Annotated in this window: 14 protein-coding genes; 13 read left to right on the top strand and 1 reads right to left on the bottom strand. The window is 69.4% G+C overall.

From position 1 onward, the window contains the following. Nucleotides 1-239: 239 nt before the first annotated feature. The 3 genes from ACFYRY_RS23445 (at nucleotide 240) to ACFYRY_RS23435 (ending at nucleotide 3,059) form a co-directional block, all read left to right on the top strand. The gene (locus ACFYRY_RS23445; protein ID WP_389148828.1) at nucleotides 240-602 is read left to right on the top strand and encodes a bifunctional 3-phenylpropionate/cinnamic acid dioxygenase ferredoxin subunit; all 363 of its coding nucleotides are present in this window, start codon (nucleotides 240-242) and stop codon (nucleotides 600-602) included. Further along, the gene (locus ACFYRY_RS23440) at nucleotides 599-1,801 is read left to right on the top strand and encodes an NAD(P)/FAD-dependent oxidoreductase (protein WP_389148825.1); all 1,203 of its coding nucleotides are present in this window, start codon (nucleotides 599-601) and stop codon (nucleotides 1,799-1,801) included. The genes ACFYRY_RS23445 and ACFYRY_RS23440 overlap by 4 nt, the downstream gene beginning before the upstream one ends. Before the next feature lie 127 nt (nucleotides 1,802-1,928). Then, complete coding sequence (locus ACFYRY_RS23435; protein ID WP_389148823.1) at nucleotides 1,929-3,059, top strand: aromatic ring-hydroxylating dioxygenase subunit alpha; 1,131 nt, start codon at nucleotides 1,929-1,931, stop codon at nucleotides 3,057-3,059. Nucleotides 3,060-3,112: 53 nt separating this feature from the next. Here ACFYRY_RS23435 and ACFYRY_RS23430 read toward each other — a convergent pair whose 3' ends face one another. Continuing rightward, a complete protein-coding gene (locus tag ACFYRY_RS23430) occupies nucleotides 3,113-3,910 on the bottom strand; it encodes an IclR family transcriptional regulator (protein WP_389148820.1) in 798 nt (265 codons plus the stop codon). A 157-nt stretch (nucleotides 3,911-4,067) separates the two neighbouring features. On the opposite strand from ACFYRY_RS23430, the gene betA reads away from it, so the two are divergent. The 10 genes from betA (at nucleotide 4,068) to ACFYRY_RS23380 (ending at nucleotide 18,380) form a co-directional block, all read left to right on the top strand. Further along, entirely contained in the window at nucleotides 4,068-5,738 is a 1,671-nt protein-coding gene (gene betA, locus ACFYRY_RS23425) for a choline dehydrogenase (RefSeq protein ID WP_389148817.1), read from the top strand. Nucleotides 5,739-5,741: 3 nt separating this feature from the next. Beyond that, complete coding sequence (locus tag ACFYRY_RS23420; protein ID WP_389148814.1) at nucleotides 5,742-6,575, top strand: 5,10-methylenetetrahydrofolate reductase; 834 nt, start codon at nucleotides 5,742-5,744, stop codon at nucleotides 6,573-6,575. Nucleotides 6,576-6,769: 194 nt separating this feature from the next. After that, complete coding sequence (locus ACFYRY_RS23415; protein WP_389148811.1) at nucleotides 6,770-8,239, top strand: aldehyde dehydrogenase family protein; 1,470 nt, start codon at nucleotides 6,770-6,772, stop codon at nucleotides 8,237-8,239. 19 nt (nucleotides 8,240-8,258) lie between these two features. After that, the gene (locus ACFYRY_RS23410; RefSeq protein ID WP_389148808.1) at nucleotides 8,259-9,347 is read left to right on the top strand and encodes a glycine betaine/L-proline ABC transporter ATP-binding protein; all 1,089 of its coding nucleotides are present in this window, start codon (nucleotides 8,259-8,261) and stop codon (nucleotides 9,345-9,347) included. Beyond that, a complete protein-coding gene (locus tag ACFYRY_RS23405; RefSeq protein ID WP_389148805.1) occupies nucleotides 9,347-11,347 on the top strand; it encodes an ABC transporter permease in 2,001 nt (666 codons plus the stop codon). Before ACFYRY_RS23410 ends, ACFYRY_RS23405 begins: the two co-directional genes overlap by 1 nt. A gap of 16 nt (nucleotides 11,348-11,363) precedes the next feature. Continuing rightward, nucleotides 11,364-12,323: an ABC transporter substrate-binding protein gene (locus ACFYRY_RS23400; RefSeq protein ID WP_389148802.1), complete on the top strand. Its 960-nt coding sequence runs from the start codon at nucleotides 11,364-11,366 to the stop codon at nucleotides 12,321-12,323. Between the two features lie 226 nt (nucleotides 12,324-12,549). Next, nucleotides 12,550-14,988 (top strand): FAD-dependent oxidoreductase, encoded by a 2,439-nt coding sequence (locus ACFYRY_RS23395; RefSeq protein WP_389148799.1) that lies wholly within the window; start codon nucleotides 12,550-12,552, stop codon nucleotides 14,986-14,988. A 22-nt stretch (nucleotides 14,989-15,010) separates the two neighbouring features. Next, nucleotides 15,011-15,871 carry a bifunctional methylenetetrahydrofolate dehydrogenase/methenyltetrahydrofolate cyclohydrolase gene (locus ACFYRY_RS23390; RefSeq protein WP_389148797.1) on the top strand — a complete coding sequence of 287 codons (861 nt, stop codon included), beginning with the start codon at nucleotides 15,011-15,013 and terminating at the stop codon, nucleotides 15,869-15,871. Further along, nucleotides 15,868-17,151, top strand: coding sequence for a serine hydroxymethyltransferase (glyA, locus tag ACFYRY_RS23385; protein WP_389148795.1), 1,284 nt, complete (start codon nucleotides 15,868-15,870; stop codon nucleotides 17,149-17,151). The genes ACFYRY_RS23390 and glyA overlap by 4 nt, the downstream gene beginning before the upstream one ends. Further along, entirely contained in the window at nucleotides 17,148-18,380 is a 1,233-nt protein-coding gene (locus ACFYRY_RS23380; RefSeq protein ID WP_389148793.1) for a sarcosine oxidase subunit beta family protein, read from the top strand. Before glyA ends, ACFYRY_RS23380 begins: the two co-directional genes overlap by 4 nt. The last annotated feature ends 8 nt before the right edge of the window (nucleotides 18,381-18,388 follow it).

The raw sequence follows: 18,388 nt of genomic DNA, 5'->3' as shown, positions 1-18,388 counted from the left end.
CGAACTCTCCTCGTGACGCCGGGCACACGGCCGACATCCCTCTTGATCAGGCCTGAGGCGCTGATCGTCGCCGTGGGCCGTCGGCATGTCCTGTTGCTTGTCACGCAGGAGGTTTCGTCATGAGCAACAAAAAATGAGAGGTGGCCCGCCCTCTGAACGTCTTGACAGGGGTTCGGGGCCGCCCTCAAACTGGCGTTGCGTTAACCGCAATCCGTTTCGTTATACGCACCCGAGGTGTCATGATGATTCCCGCGTGCCGACTCGCGGACCTCCCGCGAGGTGAGGCCTTCCGGCTCGACATCGACCCGCCTGTCTCGGTGTTCCACACCGACGACGGCGAGCTCTTCGCCATTGACGACACCTGCACCCACCAGGACGCCTCGCTCGCCGACGGCTGGCTGGAGGGCTGCGAGGTCGAATGCCCCCTGCACGCGTCCAAGTTCGACCTGAAGACCGGCGCCGTCGACGCCCCGCCGGCCAAGCGCCCGGTCCGCACGCACGAGGTCCTCGTCGAGGACGGCGTCATCTACGTCCGGCTGTCCATGGCCGCCCCCAACCTGCCGCCCTGCGTCGCAACTCGGCTCGCCGGAGCTCTCACGTGAGGACGGTGGCCGTGGTGGGCGCCTCGCTGGCCGGTCTGTCGGCCGCGCGCTCGCTGCGGAAGCAGGGGTACGACGGACGGCTGGTCGTCATCGGCGACGAAACGCACCGCCCGTACGACAGGCCGCCCCTGTCGAAGGAGTTCCTGGCCGGCACCATCGGCGAAGCCGATCTCGCGCTGGAGCCGGACGACGAGGATCTACGGGCGGAGTGGGTGCTCGGAGCCCGGGCCACCGGACTCGACAGCGCCCACCGCGCAGTGCGGCTCGCCGACGGTCGGGAGGTCCGGGCCGACGGCATCGTCATCGCGACGGGTGCGTCCGCGCGGACGCTGCCGGGCACGGAAGGCCTGGCCGGTGTGCACACCCTGCGCACCCTGGACGACGCCCTCGCCCTGCGGGACGAACTGGCCCTGGGGGGCAGGCTGGTCGTGATCGGCGGCGGTTTCATCGGCGCCGAGGTCGCCTCCACCGCCTACGCCCTCGGACTCGACGTGACGGTGATCGAGGCGGCACCGACGCCGCTGGCCGGGCCGCTCGGAGAGACCATGGGCGGTCTGGTCTCCACCCTCCACGCGGACCACGGCGTACGGCTGCTGTGCGGCGTGGGCGTCAAGGGGCTGAGCGGCGACGAACGCAGCGAGCCCGGGATCCCCCCGGCCGCAGGCGGGGGAAGGGTCGATGCCGTCCTGCTCGAGGACGGCCGCAGCATCCCCGCCGACATCGTCGTCGTCGGTGTGGGCGCGCGCCCGTGCGTCGACTGGCTGGAGGGATCCGGCATCGCGCTCGACAACGGCGTCCTGTGCGGCGCGGACGGCCGCACGAGCCTGGCGGGCGTGGTCGCCGTTGGCGACTGTGCCAACTGGTACGACCCTCGCGTGGGTGCTCACCGCCGCGTCGAACACTGGACCGGTGCGCGCGAGCGTCCCGAGGCGGCCGTCGCCACGCTGCTGGCGGGGGGTGCGGTGGAACCGGGCGTGCCCCGGTCGCCGTATTTCTGGTCGGACCAGTACGGCGTGAAGATCCAGTTCGTCGGTCACGCGGCAGGCGCCGACAGCGTGACGATCGAGGAAGGCACCCCGGACGACCGCAACGTACTGGCTGTCTACCGGCGGGCCGGGCAACCGGTCGCCGTGCTCGGGATGAACCAACCACGGCTGTTCATGCGGTGGCGCAAGCAGCTGGCGGCCGCACTGTCTTGAGGGTGCCCCCGCGGCACCATGTCGCGGTGGTGTGCAGTACGCGGCGTTTCTCCCTATGACATGACGTCCGGTGTCGCTCTTCCCGGCGTGCGCATGACCGATCCATGACGTTCCCCGAGGAGGCACTGTGACTTCGACCAGCCTGCCCACCAGTCTGATCGCCACTCTCCCCGGCTCCTCCTACACGGATCCCGGGATCTTCGCCCAGGAGCAGGAGCGCATCTTCGAAGCCATGTGGTTCTGCGCCGTGCGTTCCTCCGACCTGGCCGGGCCCGGGTCCTTCCGGACGGTCGAGGTGGGGCGCGAGAGCATCCTGATCACCCGCGGACGGGACCACTCGACACGCGCCTTCTTCAACGTCTGCCGGCATCGCGGAGCCAAGCTCTGCACCGAGGAGGCCGGCGAGGTCAAACGGGCTTTCCAGTGCCCCTACCACGCCTGGACGTACGACCTGACGGGCAAGCTCGTCGCGGCGCCCAACCTCACCAAGATGCCCGACGTCGGCCGCACGGAGTACGGCCTGGCGAGCGTGGCGACGCACGAGTGGCTGGGCTATGTGTGGGTGTGCCTCGCGGAGAACCCGCCCCCTTTCGACGAGGTCGTGCAGGACGTGGTCGCTCGTCTCGGCGACACCGAGTCCATCGAGCACTACGACATGGAGAACCTCCAGGTCGGCCGGCGGATCGTCTATGACGTCAAGGCGAACTGGAAGCTCATAGTCGAGAACTTCATGGAGTGCTACCACTGCGCGACGATCCACCCCGAACTCACCGAGGTGCTCCCGGAGTTCGCCGACGGATACGCCGCACAGTTCTACGTGGGTCACGGCGCGGAGTTCGCAGCCGAGGCCAAGGGCTTCACCGTCGACGGCTCCGAGGGGCTGGACCGCATTCCGGGGGTCACCGAGGATCAGGATCGCCGCTACTACGCGATCACCGTCAGGCCGCAGGTGTTCATCAACCTCGTGCCGGACCATGTCATCTTCCACCGGATGTACCCGGTCGCCGCGGACCGCACCATCGTCGAGTGCGACTGGCTCTATCTCCCGCACGTCGTCGAAAGCGGCAAGGACGTCAGCCGGTCGGTGGAGCTCTTCGACCGCGTCAACCGGCAGGACTTCGACGCCTGTGAGCGTTGTCAGCCGGCGATGAGTTCCCGGCTGTACGCCAAGGGCGGCGTTCTGGTCCCCAGCGAGCACCACATCGGAGAGTTCCACGACTTCGTGCAGCGGCGTCTGGGGGCCGGGCATGCGCAGTAGCGGCGTCTTCTTCCGGCTGGTCGGCGCCCGGAGGCCGGCGGTGGCGCACGGACTCAGCCCAGGTAGCCCATGCGGTGGCTGATCTCCTCGGCGCCCTGGATGAGCACCGGGGCGAGTTCGTGCATGAGTTCCTCGGTGAGGCGGTACGCGGGTCCGGAGGCACTGAGTGCGGCGATGACCTCTCCGTCGCGGTCGCGGACCGGTGCCGCCATCGCGTGGAGGCCCTCTTCCAGCTCCTCCAGAGTCCAGGAGTAGCCGCGCTCCCTGACCTCGGCGAGGTTCCTCTCCAGTTTCGTCTTCGCGGTAAGGGTGCCCGGCGCCATCTTCTTCAGGCCGGCCTCGGACAGGAGTGCCGTGCGCTTCTTGGCGGGCATATGGGCCAGCAGGACCTTGCCGCTGGAGGTGGCGTGCAGCGGGGTCAGCTGGCCGACCCAGTTGTATGCCGTGATGGCACCGCGCCCGCGGACCTGGTAGAGGTTGATCGCGTACTGCTCCTGCATCACGGCGATGTTGACGGTCTCGCCGAGCTCCTCGGCCAGACGCTCGCAGACCGGGCGGCTCTGCTGGGTGATGTCGATGCGGCCGGTGACCGCGCCGGCGAGCCGTACGATGCCGAAGCCCAAGCGGTACTTGCCGCGCTCGCCCGCCTGTTCCACCAGACCCCGCGCCTCCAGAGCGCCGAGCAGCCGGAACGCGGTGGACTTGTGCACGTCGATCTCGGCGGCCACCTCGCTCACGCCGGCCTCGCCGCGCTGGGCCAGGATTTCCAGCACGCTGATGGCGCGGTCGACGGACTGGACCCCGCCGGCCTGCGGACCTGCTGTTTCGCTATCTGAACTGTAGTTGCTCACAGCGCAACTATACGCGCAGTAAAGATCCAGCCATAGCGTCGCACGTCACCGGGCCGAAGAAAAGACCCCAAAGTTGCGCTGCTCGCAACCTGGTGCGTATGGCGATACTCGTATTAGCATGCCGCGCGTATCCACGGCACGAGCGAGACGAGGCATCATGGCTCCTGTGCAGTACGACTTCGTCATCGTCGGCGGCGGATCGGCGGGCAGCGCACTGGCCAACCGGCTCTCCGCGGACCCGGGCAACAGGGTGCTGGTTCTGGAGGCCGGCAGACCCGACTACCCGTGGGATGTCTTCATCCACATGCCCGCGGCGCTGACCTACCCGATCGGCAGCCGGTTCTACGACTGGAAGTACGAGTCCGAACCCGAACCCCACATGGGCGGCCGACGGGTCTACCACGCACGCGGCAAGGTACTGGGTGGCTCCAGCAGCATCAACGGCATGATCTTCCAGCGCGGCAACCCGATGGACTACGAGCGCTGGGCCGCCGACCCCGGCATGGAGACCTGGGACTACGCGCACTGTCTGCCGTACTTCAAGCGGATGGAGAACTGTCTCGCAGCCGATCCGGACGACGAGTTCCGCGGCCACGACGGCCCTCTCGTCCTGGAGCGCGGTCCCGCCTCCAACCCGCTGTTCACCGCCTTCCTCGAGGCCGTCCAGGAGGCGGGCCAGTCCCGCACCGACGACGTCAACGGATACCGGCAGGAGGGCTTCGCCCCGTTCGACCGCAACGTCCACCGAGGACGCCGGCTGTCGGCCTCGAAGGCCTACCTCAAGCCCGCGAGGAAGCGGCCCAACCTCACCGTCACCACCCGCGCCCTGGTCACCCGGGTCCTCTTCGAGGGCAAGCGGGCCGTGGGTGTCGAGTACCGGCGAGGCCGGGGCAAGCTCCAGCAGGTGCGCGCCCGCGAAGTCATCCTCTGCGGCGGCGCGATCAACTCCCCCCAGCTCCTGCAGCTCTCCGGCATCGGCAACGCGGAAGAACTGGGCGCGCTCGGCATCGACGTCGTCCACGACCTCCCGGGTGTCGGCGAGAACCTCCAGGACCACCTGGAGGTGTACATCCAGTACGCCTGCAAGCAGCCCGTTTCCATGCAGCCGTACCTGGCGAAGTGGCGGGCCCCCTTCATCGGCCTGCAGTGGCTCTTCCGCAAGGGCCCCGCCTCGACCAACCACTTCGAGGCGGGCGGCTTCGCCCGCAGCAACGAGGACGTGGACTACCCCAATCTGATGTTCCACTTCCTGCCCATCGCGGTCCGCTACGACGGTTCCGTGCCCGAGGGCGGACACGGCTACCAGGTGCACGTCGGGCCCATGTACTCCGACGCGATCGGCTCGGTGAAGATCAGGAGCACGGACCCGCGGGAGCACCCGGCGCTGCGCTTCAACTACCTGTCCACCGAGCAGGACCGCCGCGAGTGGGTCGAGGCCGTCCGGGTCTCGCGCACGCTGCTCGGCCAGCCCGCCCTGGCCCCGTACAACGACGGGGAGATCTCGCCCGGACCCTCCGTGGAGACCGACGAGGAGATCCTCGCCTGGGTCGCGAAGGACGCCGAGACCGCCCTGCACCCATCCTGCACCTGCAGGATGGGCACCGACGAGATGTCCGTCGTGGACCCCACCAGCATGCGCGTGCACGGAGTGGAGGGGCTGCGTGTCGTCGACGCGTCCGTGATGCCCTACGTCACCAACGGCAACATCTACGCGCCGGTGATGATGATCGCGGAGAAGGCGGCGGACCTCATCCTCGGCGAGGAGCCGCTGCCGCCCTCCGAGGCCGTGTACTACCGGCACCGCGACGCCCGGACGCAGGCGGGGTAGGCGTTGGGCACCGAAGGCTTCCGCACGCTCCTTCAGAGCGTTCGCTACGAGGTGCTGCCCGCGCGGACGACCGAGGACAAGGTCCTCGCCCATGTCCCGCGCGATGTCGTCGTCACCGTGACGGCGTCGCCGGTCAAGGGCCTGGAGCCGACGCTCGACCTCGCCGGCCGGCTCGCGGCGCACGGCTACCGCGTCGTCCCGCACGTGCCCGCCCGGCTGCTGCGGGACGACGTGCACCTCAAGGATGTCGTGGACCGGCTCCGCGGGGCGGGGGTCGACGACGTGTTCGTCCCGGCGGGGGACGCCGACCCGCCGGCCGGGGCCTACGACGGGGCCCTGCCGGTGCTGCGCAGGCTCGGCGAGCTGGGCGGCCCGTTCGCCCGGGTAGGCATCACCGGCTATCCCGAGAGCCATCCGCTCGTCCACGACGACCTCACCATCCAGGCGATGTGGGACAAACAGGCGCACGCCACATACATTGTCAGCAACCTCTGCTTCGACCCGCGGCTGCTGGGTGACTGGGTGGCCCGGATACGCCGCCGGGACGTGGTCCTGCCCGTGCACGTGGGCGTCGCGGGGCCGGTGCAGCGGGCCAAGCTGCTGTCCATGGCGACGAAGATCGGCGTGGGGGAGTCGACGCGTTTTCTGACCAGGCACCCCTCCTGGTTCCTGCGCTTCGCGACCCCTGGCGGCTACGCCCCCGAGCGGCTGCTCACGCGCGCAGCCGGGGCCCTCACCGCGCCCTCGGCCCGAGTGGCAGGCCTGCACCTCTTCACCTTCAACCAGATCGCCGAGACCGAGCGCTGGCGTCGAGCCCTGCTCGACCGGGTGCCGTAACGCAGACTTCGTCGTTCGCGCCTTGATCGGAAACAGGGTGTGTCCGACCTGTGCACAGGGTGTCCTCGGTGACCGCCTGCTTGATGAAACCGTCACCCGACACCCCCTTGACGTGGGTTCCCGCATTACCCAGAGTGTTCCACCACAAGCAATGCGATGCGTAATGCGCAACGGAAGCTCGAAGGGTTCCCGACGTGGCAGACCTGTATGTGGCTGGCGAATGGCGGGACCCGGTGGCGGGCGGGCACCGCGACATCCGCTGCCCCGCTGACGGGAGCCTCTCCGCGACCGTATCCGAAGGGACGCGTCCCGACACCGAGGCCGCCGTCGCCGCGGCCCGCCGGGCCTTCGACGAAGGCCCCTGGCCGCACACCCCCGAACGCGAGCGCGGCGCGCTGCTGCTGCGCACCGCCGACCTCGTCGAGCGCGACGCCAAGGCGTTCGCCCGCGCCGAATCGCTGGACACCGGCAAGAGGCTGGTGGAGAGCGAGTACGACATCGCCGACGTGGTCTCCTGTTTCCGCTACTACGGCGGGCTCGGCGGCACCGATGCCGGCCGCGTGATCGACACCGGCCGCGACGACGCCGTCAGCCGCGTCGTGTACGAGCCGATCGGCGTGTGCGGACTGATCACCCCCTGGAACTACCCGATACTACAGGCGAGTTGGAAGGTTGCCCCGGCTCTCCTGGCGGGCAACACGATCGTCCTCAAGCCCAGTGAGCTCACCCCCTCCACCTCGATCCTGCTGATGAAGGCACTTCAGGAGGCGGGGCTGCCGGCCGGTGCGGCCAACTTGGTCCTGGGTGCCGGGCCCGAGGTGGGCGCGCCGCTGTCCGAGGACCCGGCCGTCGACATGATCTCCTTCACCGGTGGCCTGGACACCGGCAGACGGATCATGGCGACCGCCGCCGCGACCGTGAAGAAGGTCGCGCTGGAACTCGGGGGCAAGAACCCCAACGTCGTCTTCGCCGACGCCGACTTCGAGACGGCCGTGGACTTCGCGCTCACGGCCGTCTTCCTGCACTCCGGGCAGGTCTGCTCGGCCGGCGCCCGGCTGATCGTCGAGGAGTCGCTGCACGACCGCTTCGTGGACGAGGTCGTCCGCCGCGCCCGGCAGATCCGCCTCGGCGGCCCCTTCGATCCCCAGGCCGAGACCGGAGCGCTGATCTCGGCGGGGCATCTGGAGAAGGTCGAGGCGTATGTCGCGGCCGGCCTGGCCGAAGGCGCCGTACTGCGCTGCGGCGGCGCACGTCCCGGCGACCCGGCACTGGCGAACGGCCACTACTACCCGCCCACCGTGCTCGACGAGTGCCGACAGGACATGCGGGTGGTGCACGAGGAGTCCTTCGGACCCGTCCTCACCGTGGAGCGCTTCACCGATGAGGATGACGCCGTACGCATCGCCAACGACACCACGTACGGACTCGCGGGGGCCGTATGGACGCAGGACGCCGGGAAGGCCCAGCGGGTCGCCCGGCGGCTGCGCCACGGCACGGTGTGGATCAACGACTACCACCCCTATGTGCCGCAGGCGGAATGGGGTGGCTTCGGTCATTCCGGCGTGGGCCGAGAACTGGGTCCGACCGGCCTGGACGAGTACCGCGAGTCCAAGCACATCTGGCAGAACATCCAACCCCGGCCGCAACGCTGGTTCAGCGGCTGAACGCCGAAAGAGGTCGACCATGACCCCAACGCAGACCGAGGCACCGAGGCGGCGCGGCACCCCAGAGGATGCGGTCCCCACTCCGGTCATATCCGTACGCAACCTGTGGAAGGTGTTCGGGCCGAAGGCGGACCAGGTACCGGAGTCCGAGGAACTGTGCGGGCTCTCCCGCCGAGAACTGATGGACCGCACGGGCTGTACCGCCGCCGTGCGCGACGTCGACTTCGAGGTCGCGCCCGGCGAGGTCTTCGTCGTCATGGGCCTGTCCGGCTCCGGCAAGTCCACCCTGGTGCGCTGTCTGACGCGGCTCATCGAGCCCACCGCCGGCGAGATCGTCTTCGAGGGCGAGAACATCCGGGACGCCGACGTGGGGCGCCTGCGCGAACTGCGGCGCAGCAAGTTCTCCATGGTCTTCCAGCACTTCGGTCTGCTGCCCCACCGCCGCGTCGTCGACAACGTGGCGTTCGGACTGGAGATCCGCGGCATGGGCAGGGCCGAGCGCGTCAAGCGGGCGCTGGAGGTCGTCGAGCTCGTGGGACTGTCCGGGTACGAGAACTCCTACCCCGACCAGCTCTCCGGAGGTATGCAGCAGCGCGTCGGTCTCGCCCGGGCGCTGGCGGGCGACCCGGACGTCCTTCTCTTCGACGAGCCGTTCTCCGCGCTCGACCCGCTGATCCGCCGTGACATGCAGAGCGAGGTCGTCCGCCTGCACCACGAGATGGGCAAGACGATGGTGTTCATCACCCACGACCTCTCCGAGGCACTGAAGCTGGGTGACCGGATCCTCATCATGCGCGACGGCAAGACGGTCCAGTGTGGCACCGGCGACGAACTGGTCGGCGCGCCCGCCGACGAATACGTACGCGACTTCGTCAAGGACGTGCCGCGCGGCGATGTCCTCACCCTGCGCTGGATCATGCGCCCGGTGGAGGCCGACGACCCCCTGGACGGTCCCGAGCTGGGACCGGGCGTCGTGGTGAAGGAAGCCACCCGGGCGGTGCTCGCCGCCGACAAGCCGGTCAAGGTCGTCGAGGACGGCAAACTGCTCGGCATCGTCGGCGACGAGGAGATCCTCGCGGTGGTCGCCGGACAGGAAGGCGACATGTGATGACCGTCGCCATGGAGAAACCGGAACAGACCCGGACCGCGGAGCCGGCCCCTCCCGTCAAGCGGGTGCGCACGGTCAGCCGCTCCATGATGATCGGCGCGATCCTGCTCCTGTGGCTGGTGCTGTTCGCCGTCCTGCGGGGAAGACAGACCCTGTCGCTCGCCGCCGCCGACCTCACCGACCTGCACCGGTGGATCAACGACCTCAACGACTCCATCGGGGCGGACCGCAACTCCAACCCGCTCTTCCTGTACTTCTTCAACGAGATCCGGCTGGTCATCGACAATCTGGTGACCTTCGTCCAGGGCCTGATCTCCCAGCCCACCGGCAGCCGGCCGGTCCCGCAGATCGGCTGGCTCGGGGTCGTCGGCATCGCCGGCTACGTCTCCTGGGCGGTGGGCAACTGGAAGGTCGCGTTGCTGGCCGTGGCCGGCTTCACCTTCTTCGGGTTGCAGGGCCTGTGGCAGGAGAGCATGGACACCCTGGCGCTCATCCTGTGCGCGGTGTTCGTGGCGCTGCTGTTCGCGATCCCGCTGGGCGTGTGGGCGGGGCTCTCCGACCGGTTCAACCGGATCATGACGCCCTTCCTGGACTTCATGCAGACGATGCCGACCTTCGTCTACCTCGCGCCGCTGACCCTGTTCTTCCTCATCGGCGGGGCCTCCGCCACCATCGCCACCGTGATCTACGCGGCTCCGCCGACGATCCGCATCACCGCGCACGCCATCCGCTCCGTACCGGAGACCACCGTGGAGGCTGCCGTCTCGATGGGCGCGACACGGCGGCAGGCGCTGCTGAAGGTCCTGTTGCCGATGTCCAAGCGGACCGTGGTGATGGGCGTCAACCAGACCATCATGGCCGCCCTGGCCATGGTGACCATCGCGGCCCTGATCAACGCTCCCGGCCTCGGCGCGAACGTCGTCCAGGCGCTCCAGTCGCTCGACGTCGGCACCGCCTTCAACGCGGGCCTCGCCATCGTGGTCATGGCGATCGTGCTGGACCGGGTCACGACCGCGGCCAGCGCACGTGAGGAGGCGGCCCGCAACTCCAAGGACCGATTCCTCAAGTGGCGCCGCCCGTTGCTCGGCGTCGGCGCGGCGGTCACGGCGGTCCTGATCTATATGTCGCACACCTACGTGTGGGCCGCCGACTTCCCCGGCGACGGCACCATCGGCAGCCGCATCGCGAGCGCGGCCGACACCGCGACCACCTGGGCGCAGGACAACCTGTCGGGTCTGACGAACGGCTTCCGCGACGTCATCACCAACGGCCTGCTCAACCCGTTCCAGTCGCTGCTCACCGACTCCCCGTGGTGGCTCGTCGCAGCGGTGCTGATCGCGCTGGGCGTGGTGCTCGGCGGCTGGAAGGCCGGGGTCACCACGGCCGTGTGCGTGGGCCTGCTGGTCGGCACGGGTGTCTGGTCCGACGGCATGACCACGCTGGCCTCGACCCTCGTGGCGACGGTGCTTGTGATGCTGCTCGGTGTCGTCTTCGGAGTGTGGATGGGCCGCAGCATGCTGGTGGACCGGCTGCTGAGGCCCACCCTGGACGCGGCCCAGGTCATGCCGCCGTTCGTCTATCTGGTGCCGTTCCTCGCACTGTTCGGCGCGACCCGTTTCACGGCCATCGTGGCGGCGATCGTCTATGCGGCACCGGTCGCCATGAAGATCATCGCGGACGGTGTGCGGGCCGTGCCCGCGACCACCGTCGAAGCGGCGATGTCCACCGGTTGCAACACCTGGCAGATCATCACCAAGGTGCAACTGCCGATGGCCCGCAGCGCCCTGACGCTCGCGACCAACCAGGGGCTCATCTACGTGCTGTCGATGGTCGTCGTGGGCGGTCTGGTGGGCGCGGGCGCCCTCGGCTACGACGTCGTGGCCGGCTTCTCCCAGGGCCAGTTGTACGGCAAGGGACTGGCGGCCGGTCTCGCCATCGTCCTGCTCGGCGTCATGTTCGACCGGATCACTCAGGCAGCGGCTCGCCGCACCAGCGCATAAGAAGGAGCATCACACCATGGCAGGACACTGGCGAGTCGGCGCGGTCGGCATGGCGGTCCTCGGTCTCACCCTCACCGCCTGCGGCGGCGCGAAGGTGGGTGACGACACCGCCGGCTCGGGCAGCTCGGGCAAGTGCGGCACCTTCAACCTCGCGGTCAACCCGTGGGTGGGCTACGAGGCGGACGCAGCGGTCGTCGCGTACGTCGCGGAGAACGACCTCCACTGCAAGGTCAACAAGAAGGACCTGAAGGAGGAGATCGCCTGGCAGGGCTTCGGGACGGGTGAGGTCGACGCCGTCCTGGAGAACTGGGGCCACGACGACCTGAAGAAGAAGTACATCACCCAGCAGAAGACCGCCGTGGAGGCCGGCTCCACCGGCAACAAGGGCGTCATCGGCTGGTTCGTGCCGCCGTGGCTGGCCAAGGCGCACCCGGACATCACGGACTGGAAGAACCTCGACAAGTACGCGGCCAAGTTCAAGACCTCCGAGTCCGGCGGCAAGGGCCAGCTCCTGGACGGCGACCCGTCCTACGTCACCAACGACGAGGCGCTGGTGAAGAACCTGAAGCTGGACTTCAAGGTGGTGTACGCGGGCAGCGAGACCGCGCTCATCCAGGCGTACCGGAACGCCGAGAAGAACAAGCAGTGGGTGATCGGCTACTTCTACGAGCCGCAGTGGTTCCTGTCCGAGGTGCCGCTGGTCAAGGTCAACCTGCCCGCGTACAAGACGGGTTGCGACGCGGATGCCGCGAAGGTCGCCTGCGACTATCCCGTCTACGACCTCGACAAGATCGTCAGCGCGAAGTTCGCCAAGTCGGGCAGCCCGGCCTATGACCTGGTGAAGAAGTTCAACTGGACGAACGACGACCAGAACATGGTGGCCAAGTACATCGCGGTGGACAAGATGTCGCCCGACGCCGCGGCGAAGAAGTGGGTCGAGGCCAACCGCGACAAGGTCGACGCCTGGATCAAGTAGGGCGCTCGATCGCCTGGGAATCCGCCAGAAAAGGCCCGGCAGGCCGTGTTGTCAGCCTGCCGGGCCGCGTCATGTCCGCAGTGGTTCTCCGAGCCGTGTCCGCGGTGGTTTTCCGGCGTCGCGGACCTCTTGACACCCATCCCCACGGCGGGCACATTGAGTTGCGCAACCTGAACCATGTTGCGTAGACAGCAACTGGATTGCTTTCAATGTCGGAGGTGCGGCGATGGCGGGACCCCGGGTGGTCATCATCGGAGCGGGCGTCGTGGGAGCGGCGCTGGCCGACGAGATCTCCGCGCGAGGCTGGACCGAAGTGACCGTGGTCGACCAGGGCCCACTGCCCGCCACCGGAGGATCGTCGTCGCACGCTCCGGGCCTGGTCTTCCAGACGAACCCCTCCAAGACCATGACCGAGCTGGCCCGCTACACGGTCGAGAAGTTCTGCTCCCTCGACGTCGACGGCCAACCCTGCTTCCTCCAGGTCGGCGGCCTCGAAGTGGCGACCACCCCGGAGCGCGTGGCGGAACTCCACCGCCGGCGTGGCTGGCTCACCTCCTGGGGCATCGAGAGCCGGCTGCTGAGCACCGAGGAGTGCGTCGAACAGCACCCGCTCGTCAATCCGGACAAGGTCCTCGCGGGCCTCCTCGTTCCGACGGACGGTCTCGCCAAGGCCGTCCCCGGCGTCGAGGCGCAGATCCGCCGGGCCACCGAGCGTGGCGTGCGCTTCCTCGCCCGCCACGAAGTACTGGACGTGACGCAGGCCGACGGCGAGGTCACCGGCGTCCTCACCGACCAGGGCGAGATCCCCGCCGACATCGTCGTGTGCTGCGCCGGCATCTGGGGCCCGAAGATCGCCCGCATGGTCGGCATGAACCTCCCGCTCACCCCGCTGGCCCACCAGCTCGCCTGGACCGGCCCGGTCCCGGCGCTGGCCGGCCAGACCGCGGAGGCCGTCCGTCCGATCCTGCGCCACCAGGACGCCGACCTGTACTACCGGGACCGCTTCGACGCCATCGGCATCGGCTACTACGGCCACCGCCCCATGCCCCTCACCGCCGACGAGATCCTCTCCGTGGACGAGGCCGACGACATGCCGTCCGTCCTGAAGTTCACCGAGGACGACTTCGCGGACGCCTGGACCGAAACGCAGTCCCTGCTCCCCTCGACGAAGGACGCCAAGATCGAGGAGGGCATCAACGGCCTGTTCTCCTTCACCACCGACGGCCTGCCCCTCCTCGGTGAGTCCCCGGACGTCAAGGGCTTCTGGGTCGCCGAGGCCGTCTGGGTCACCCACTCCGCGGGCGTGGCACGGGGCGTGGCCGAATGGCTGGTCGACGGGCACTGCTCGTCCTTCGACCTGCACGAGTGCGACGTCAACCGCTTCGAGCCGCACCAGCTCTCCCCGGAGTACGTGCTGGCCCGCGACTGCCAGAACTTCGTCGAGGTCTACGACATCCTGCACCCCCTCCAGCCGTCGGGGGACCCGCGCCCGATCCGCACGAGCCCGTTCCACGCCCGCCAGCAGGAGCTGGGCGCCTTCTTCCTGGAGGCGAACGGCTGGGAGCGCCCCCAGTGGTACGAGGCCAACGCGGGTTTGGTCGAAGGCCGTTCCCTCGTCACGCCCAACGACTGGGCCGCGCGCTACTGGTCGCCCGTCGTCGGCGCCGAGGCCCAGACCACCCGTGAGACCGTCGCCATGTACGACATGACGGCCCTCAAACGCCTGGAGGTCAGCGGCCCCGGCTCCGCCGACTTCCTGGAGCGGCTGTGCACCGGCAAGGTCGCCAAGTCCGTCGGCTCGGTGACGTACACCCTGCTGCTCGACCACGACGGCGGCATCCGCAGCGACATCACCGTCGCCCGGCTGGCCCCCGACCTCTTCCAGGTCGGCGCAAACGGCAACCTCGACCTCGACTGGCTCACCCGCCACCTCCCCGCCGACGGCACGGTCCAGGTCCGCGACATCACCCCCGGCACCTGCTGCGTCGGCCTGTGGGGGCCGCTCGCCCGCGACGTCCTCCAGCCGCTCACCGACGCGGACTTCTCGGCGACCGGCCTGAAGTACTTCCGCGCCAAGCGCGCCCACATCGGCTCCGTCCCGGTCACCGCGATGCGCCTGTCGTACGTCGGCGAACTCGGCTGGGAGCTGTACACCACCGCCGACCTCGGCCAGAAACTGTGGGACACCCTGTGGCGGGCGGCCGAGCCGCTCGGCGGCATCGCGGCCGGCCGCGGCGCCTTCAACAGCCTCCGCCTGGAGAAGGGCTACCGCTCCTTCGGCACCGACATGACCTACGAGCACGACCCCTACGAGGCCGGCGTCGGCTTCGCCGTCAAGGCCGACAAGGACGACTTCATCGGCAAGGCCGCCCTGGAGCGCCGCAAGGCCGACGTACGGCGGAAACTGACCTGCCTGACGATCGACGACCCGCGGGCCGTCGTCATGGGCAAGGAGCCCGTGTACGACGGCGACCGCCCGGTCGGCTACGTCACCAGCGCCGCCTACGGCTACACGATCGGCAAGGGCATCGCCTACGCGTGGCTGCCGACGGCACTCACCACCCCCGGCACCCCCGTACACATCGGCTACTTCGACCAGCGCGTCGAGGCAGTGGTCGCCGAGGAGCCCCTGTTCGACCCGACCATGTCCCGCCTCCGTGGCTGACCGCAGGGAAGGACCACCACCGGTGACCGCACACCTGCTGGACGGCAAGGCGACCGCCGCCCACATCCGCCGCGAACTCGCCGAGCGGGTGGCCAAGTTGACCGCCACCGGCGGCCGCCCGCCCGGGCTCGGCACCGTCCTGGTCGGCGACGACCCGGGCAGCCGTGCCTACGTCGCCGGCAAGCACCGCGACTGCGCGCAGGTCGGCATCGCCTCGCTGCGCCGGGACCTGCCGGCCGACGCCTCGCAGCGACAGGTCGAGGACGTCATCGACGAACTCAACGCCGACCCGGCCTGCACCGGCTACATCGTCCAACTCCCGCTGCCGCGCCACCTGGACGCGGGCGCCGTACTGGAACGCATGGACCCCGCCAAGGACGCCGACGGCCTGCACCCCGTCAACCTCGGCCGGCTCGTCCTCGGCGCCGACGCCCCGCTGCCCTGCACCCCGCACGGCATCGTCGAACTCCTGCGCCGCCACGACGTGCCGCTCGCGGGAGCCCGCGTGTGCGTGATCGGACGCGGCATCACCGTGGGACGTCCCATCGGGCTGCTCCTCACCCGCAGGTCCGAGAACGCCACTGTCACCCTCTGCCACACCGGAACCAAGGGCATGGCCTGGCACACACGCGAGGCGGACATCGTCATCGCGGCCGCCGGCTCGCCCGGGCTGATCACCAAGGACATGCTGCGCCCCGGCGCGGCCGTCCTGGACGTCGGCATCACCCGCACCGATCAGGGGCTGGTCGGCGATGTGCACCCGGAGGCCGCCACGGTCGCCGGATGGCTCGCGCCGATGCCCGGGGGCGTGGGCCCCATGACCCGAGCCATGCTGCTCGCCAATGTCGTCGAGGCCGCCGAGAGGAACGCGAACGCCGTATGAACGCGCTGAACACCCCCCTGGCGCAGCTGGACCCCGAGGTCCACGCGGCCCTCCGCGCCGAGCTGCGCCGCCAGCAGTCCACCCTGGAGATGATCGCCTCCGAGAACTTCGCGCCCACCGCGGTGATGGAGGCCCAGGGCTCGGTCGCGACCAACAAGTACGCCGAGGGCTACCCCGGCCGCCGCTACTACGGCGGCTGCGAACACGTCGACGTCACCGAGCGGCTCGCCATCGAGCGGGTCACGTCCCTCTTCGGCGCCGGGTTCGCCAACGTCCAGCCGCACTCCGGCGCCCAGGCGAACACCGCCGTCTTCTTCGCGCTGCTCCAGCCCGGCGACACCATCCTCGGCCTCGACCTCGCACACGGCGGGCACCTCACCCACGGCATGCGCATCAACTACAGCGGCAAGATGCTGAACGTCGTGCCGTACCACGTGTCCGAGACGGACAACCTCGTCGACATGGACGAGGTCGAGCGGCTCGCCAAGGAACACCGCCCCAAGATGATCATCGCGGGCTGGTCGGCGTATCCGAGGCAGCTGGACTTCGCGGCCTTCCGGCGGATCGCCGACGAGGTGGGCGCCCTGCTGATGGTCGACATGGCGCACTTCGCGGGTCTGGTGGCGGCTGGGCTGCACCCGAACCCCGTACCGCACGCCCATGTCACCACCATGACCACGCACAAGACGCTCGGCGGCCCGCGCGGCGGGGTCATCCTCACCAATGAGGCCGACCTCGCCAAGAAGATCAACTCGGCGGTGTTCCCCGGCATGCAGGGCGGTCCGCTGGAGCACGTCATCGCGGCGAAGGCGGTGTCCTTCAAGGTGGCGGCGTCACCGGAGTTCGCCGAACGCCAGGCCCGCACGGTGGCCGGGGCCCGCGTCCTGGCCGAGCGCCTCACGCAGCCCGACACGGCCGCGGCCGGGGTCCGGGTGCTGACCGGCGGCACGGACGTGCACCTGGTCCTGGTCGACCTGCGCGACTCGGAGCTGGACGGCCGGCAGGCCGAGGACCTCCTCCACGAGATCGGCATCACCGTCAACCGCAACGCCGTGCCCTTCGACCCGCGCCCGCCCATGGTCACCTCGGGCTTGCGCATCGGCACCCCGGCGCTGGCCACCCGCGGCCTCACCGAGGAGGACTTCGCCGAGGTCGCCGACGTGATCGCGCTGGCGCTCCAGCCCGTGCCGGACGTGGCCGCCCTGCGCGCCCGCACCGAGGCACTGGCCGCCAAGCACCCGCTCTACCCGCACCTGTCCGAAGAGGGAGACGCCCGATGAGCCCCCGCACCCCCGGGGCCGAGCTCCCCGAACACCCCGACTGGCTGTGGCGCACCCCCGAGCCGAAGCGCGGTTATGACGTCGTCATCGTGGGTGGCGGGGGCCACGGCCTGGCCACCGCCCACTACCTGGCGAAGAACCACGGCATCACCAACGTCGCCGTACTGGAGAAGGGCTGGCTCGCGGGCGGCAACATGGCCCGCAACACCACGATCATCCGCTCCAACTACCTCTGGGACGAGAGCGCCGGCATCTACGAACACGCGCTCAAGCTGTGGGAGGGCCTGGCGGAGGAGCTGGACTACCCGATCCTGTTCTCCCAGCGAGGAGTACTGAACCTCGCCCACAGCCTCCAGGACGTGCGCGACAGCGTGCGCCGGGTCGAGGCGAACCGCCTGAACGGCGTGGACGCCGAGTGGGTGGACGCGGACGGTGTCAAGGACATCTGCCCGATCGTCAACATCTCCCCGGACGTGCGCTATCCGGTCCTGGGCGCCACCTATCAGCCGCGTGCGGGCATCGCCAAGCATGACCACGTGGCCTGGGGCCTGGCCCGCTCGGCGGACGCGGCAGGCATCGACATCATCCAGAACTGCGAGGTCACGGGCCTGGACGTGGTCGGCGGCCGGGTCGTCGGAGTCCAGACCACCCGGGGCCCGATCGCGGCGGGCAAGGTCGCCCTCTGCTCGGCCGGCCATACCTCCGTACTGGCGGCCATGGCGGGCATCGAACTGCCCATCCAGAGCCACCCGTTGCAGGCCCTGGTCTCCGAGCTGCTGGAGCCGGTGCACCCGACGGTGGTCATGTCCAACGCGGTCCACGTGTACGTCAGCCAGGCGCACAAGGGCGAGTTGGTGATGGGCGCGGGCATCGACTCGTACAACTCGTACACCCAGCGCGGCGCGTTCCACATCATCGAGGAACAGATGGCGGCGGCCCTGGAGCTCTTCCCGGTCTTCGCCCGCGCCCATGTGCTGCGCACCTGGGGCGGCATCGTCGACGTCAGTCCCGACGCCTCGCCGATCGTCGGCCTCAGCCCCGTCGACAACCTCTACCTCAACTGCGGCTGGGGCACGGGTGGGTTCAAGGCCACTCCGGGCGTCGGCTGGGTCTACGCCCACACCATCGCCCATGACACCCCCCACCCCCTCAACGCCCCCTTCTCGCTCGACCGTTTCACCACCGGCGCGCTCGTCGACGAGCACGGCGCGGCCGCAGTGGCCCACTAGGGAGCCGA

This window comes from Streptomyces sp. NPDC005263 (assembly GCF_042872365.1).
In the GTDB taxonomy this organism is placed as follows: Bacteria; Actinomycetota; Actinomycetes; order Streptomycetales; family Streptomycetaceae; genus Streptomyces.
The sequence above is the reverse complement of the archived record's forward strand: the minus strand, read 5'-3'. Positions and strand labels throughout refer to the sequence as shown.

Bases quoted from the DNA above. Each gene is read 5' to 3' on its own strand.
- ACFYRY_RS23410 (WP_389148808.1), top strand. From the start codon at position 8,259: ATGACCCCAACGCAGACCGAGGCACCGAGGCGGCGCGGCACCCCAGAG.
- ACFYRY_RS23400 (WP_389148802.1), top strand. From the start codon at position 11,364: ATGGCAGGACACTGGCGAGTCGGCGCGGTCGGCATGGCGGTCCTCGGT.
- betA (WP_389148817.1), top strand. From the start codon at position 4,068: ATGGCTCCTGTGCAGTACGACTTCGTCATCGTCGGCGGCGGATCGGCG.
- glyA (WP_389148795.1), top strand. From the start codon at position 15,868: ATGAACGCGCTGAACACCCCCCTGGCGCAGCTGGACCCCGAGGTCCAC.
- ACFYRY_RS23395 (WP_389148799.1), top strand. From the start codon at position 12,550: ATGGCGGGACCCCGGGTGGTCATCATCGGAGCGGGCGTCGTGGGAGCG.
- ACFYRY_RS23405 (WP_389148805.1), top strand. From the start codon at position 9,347: ATGACCGTCGCCATGGAGAAACCGGAACAGACCCGGACCGCGGAGCCG.
- ACFYRY_RS23380 (WP_389148793.1), top strand. From the start codon at position 17,148: ATGAGCCCCCGCACCCCCGGGGCCGAGCTCCCCGAACACCCCGACTGG.
- ACFYRY_RS23445 (WP_389148828.1), top strand. From the start codon at position 240: ATGATGATTCCCGCGTGCCGACTCGCGGACCTCCCGCGAGGTGAGGCC.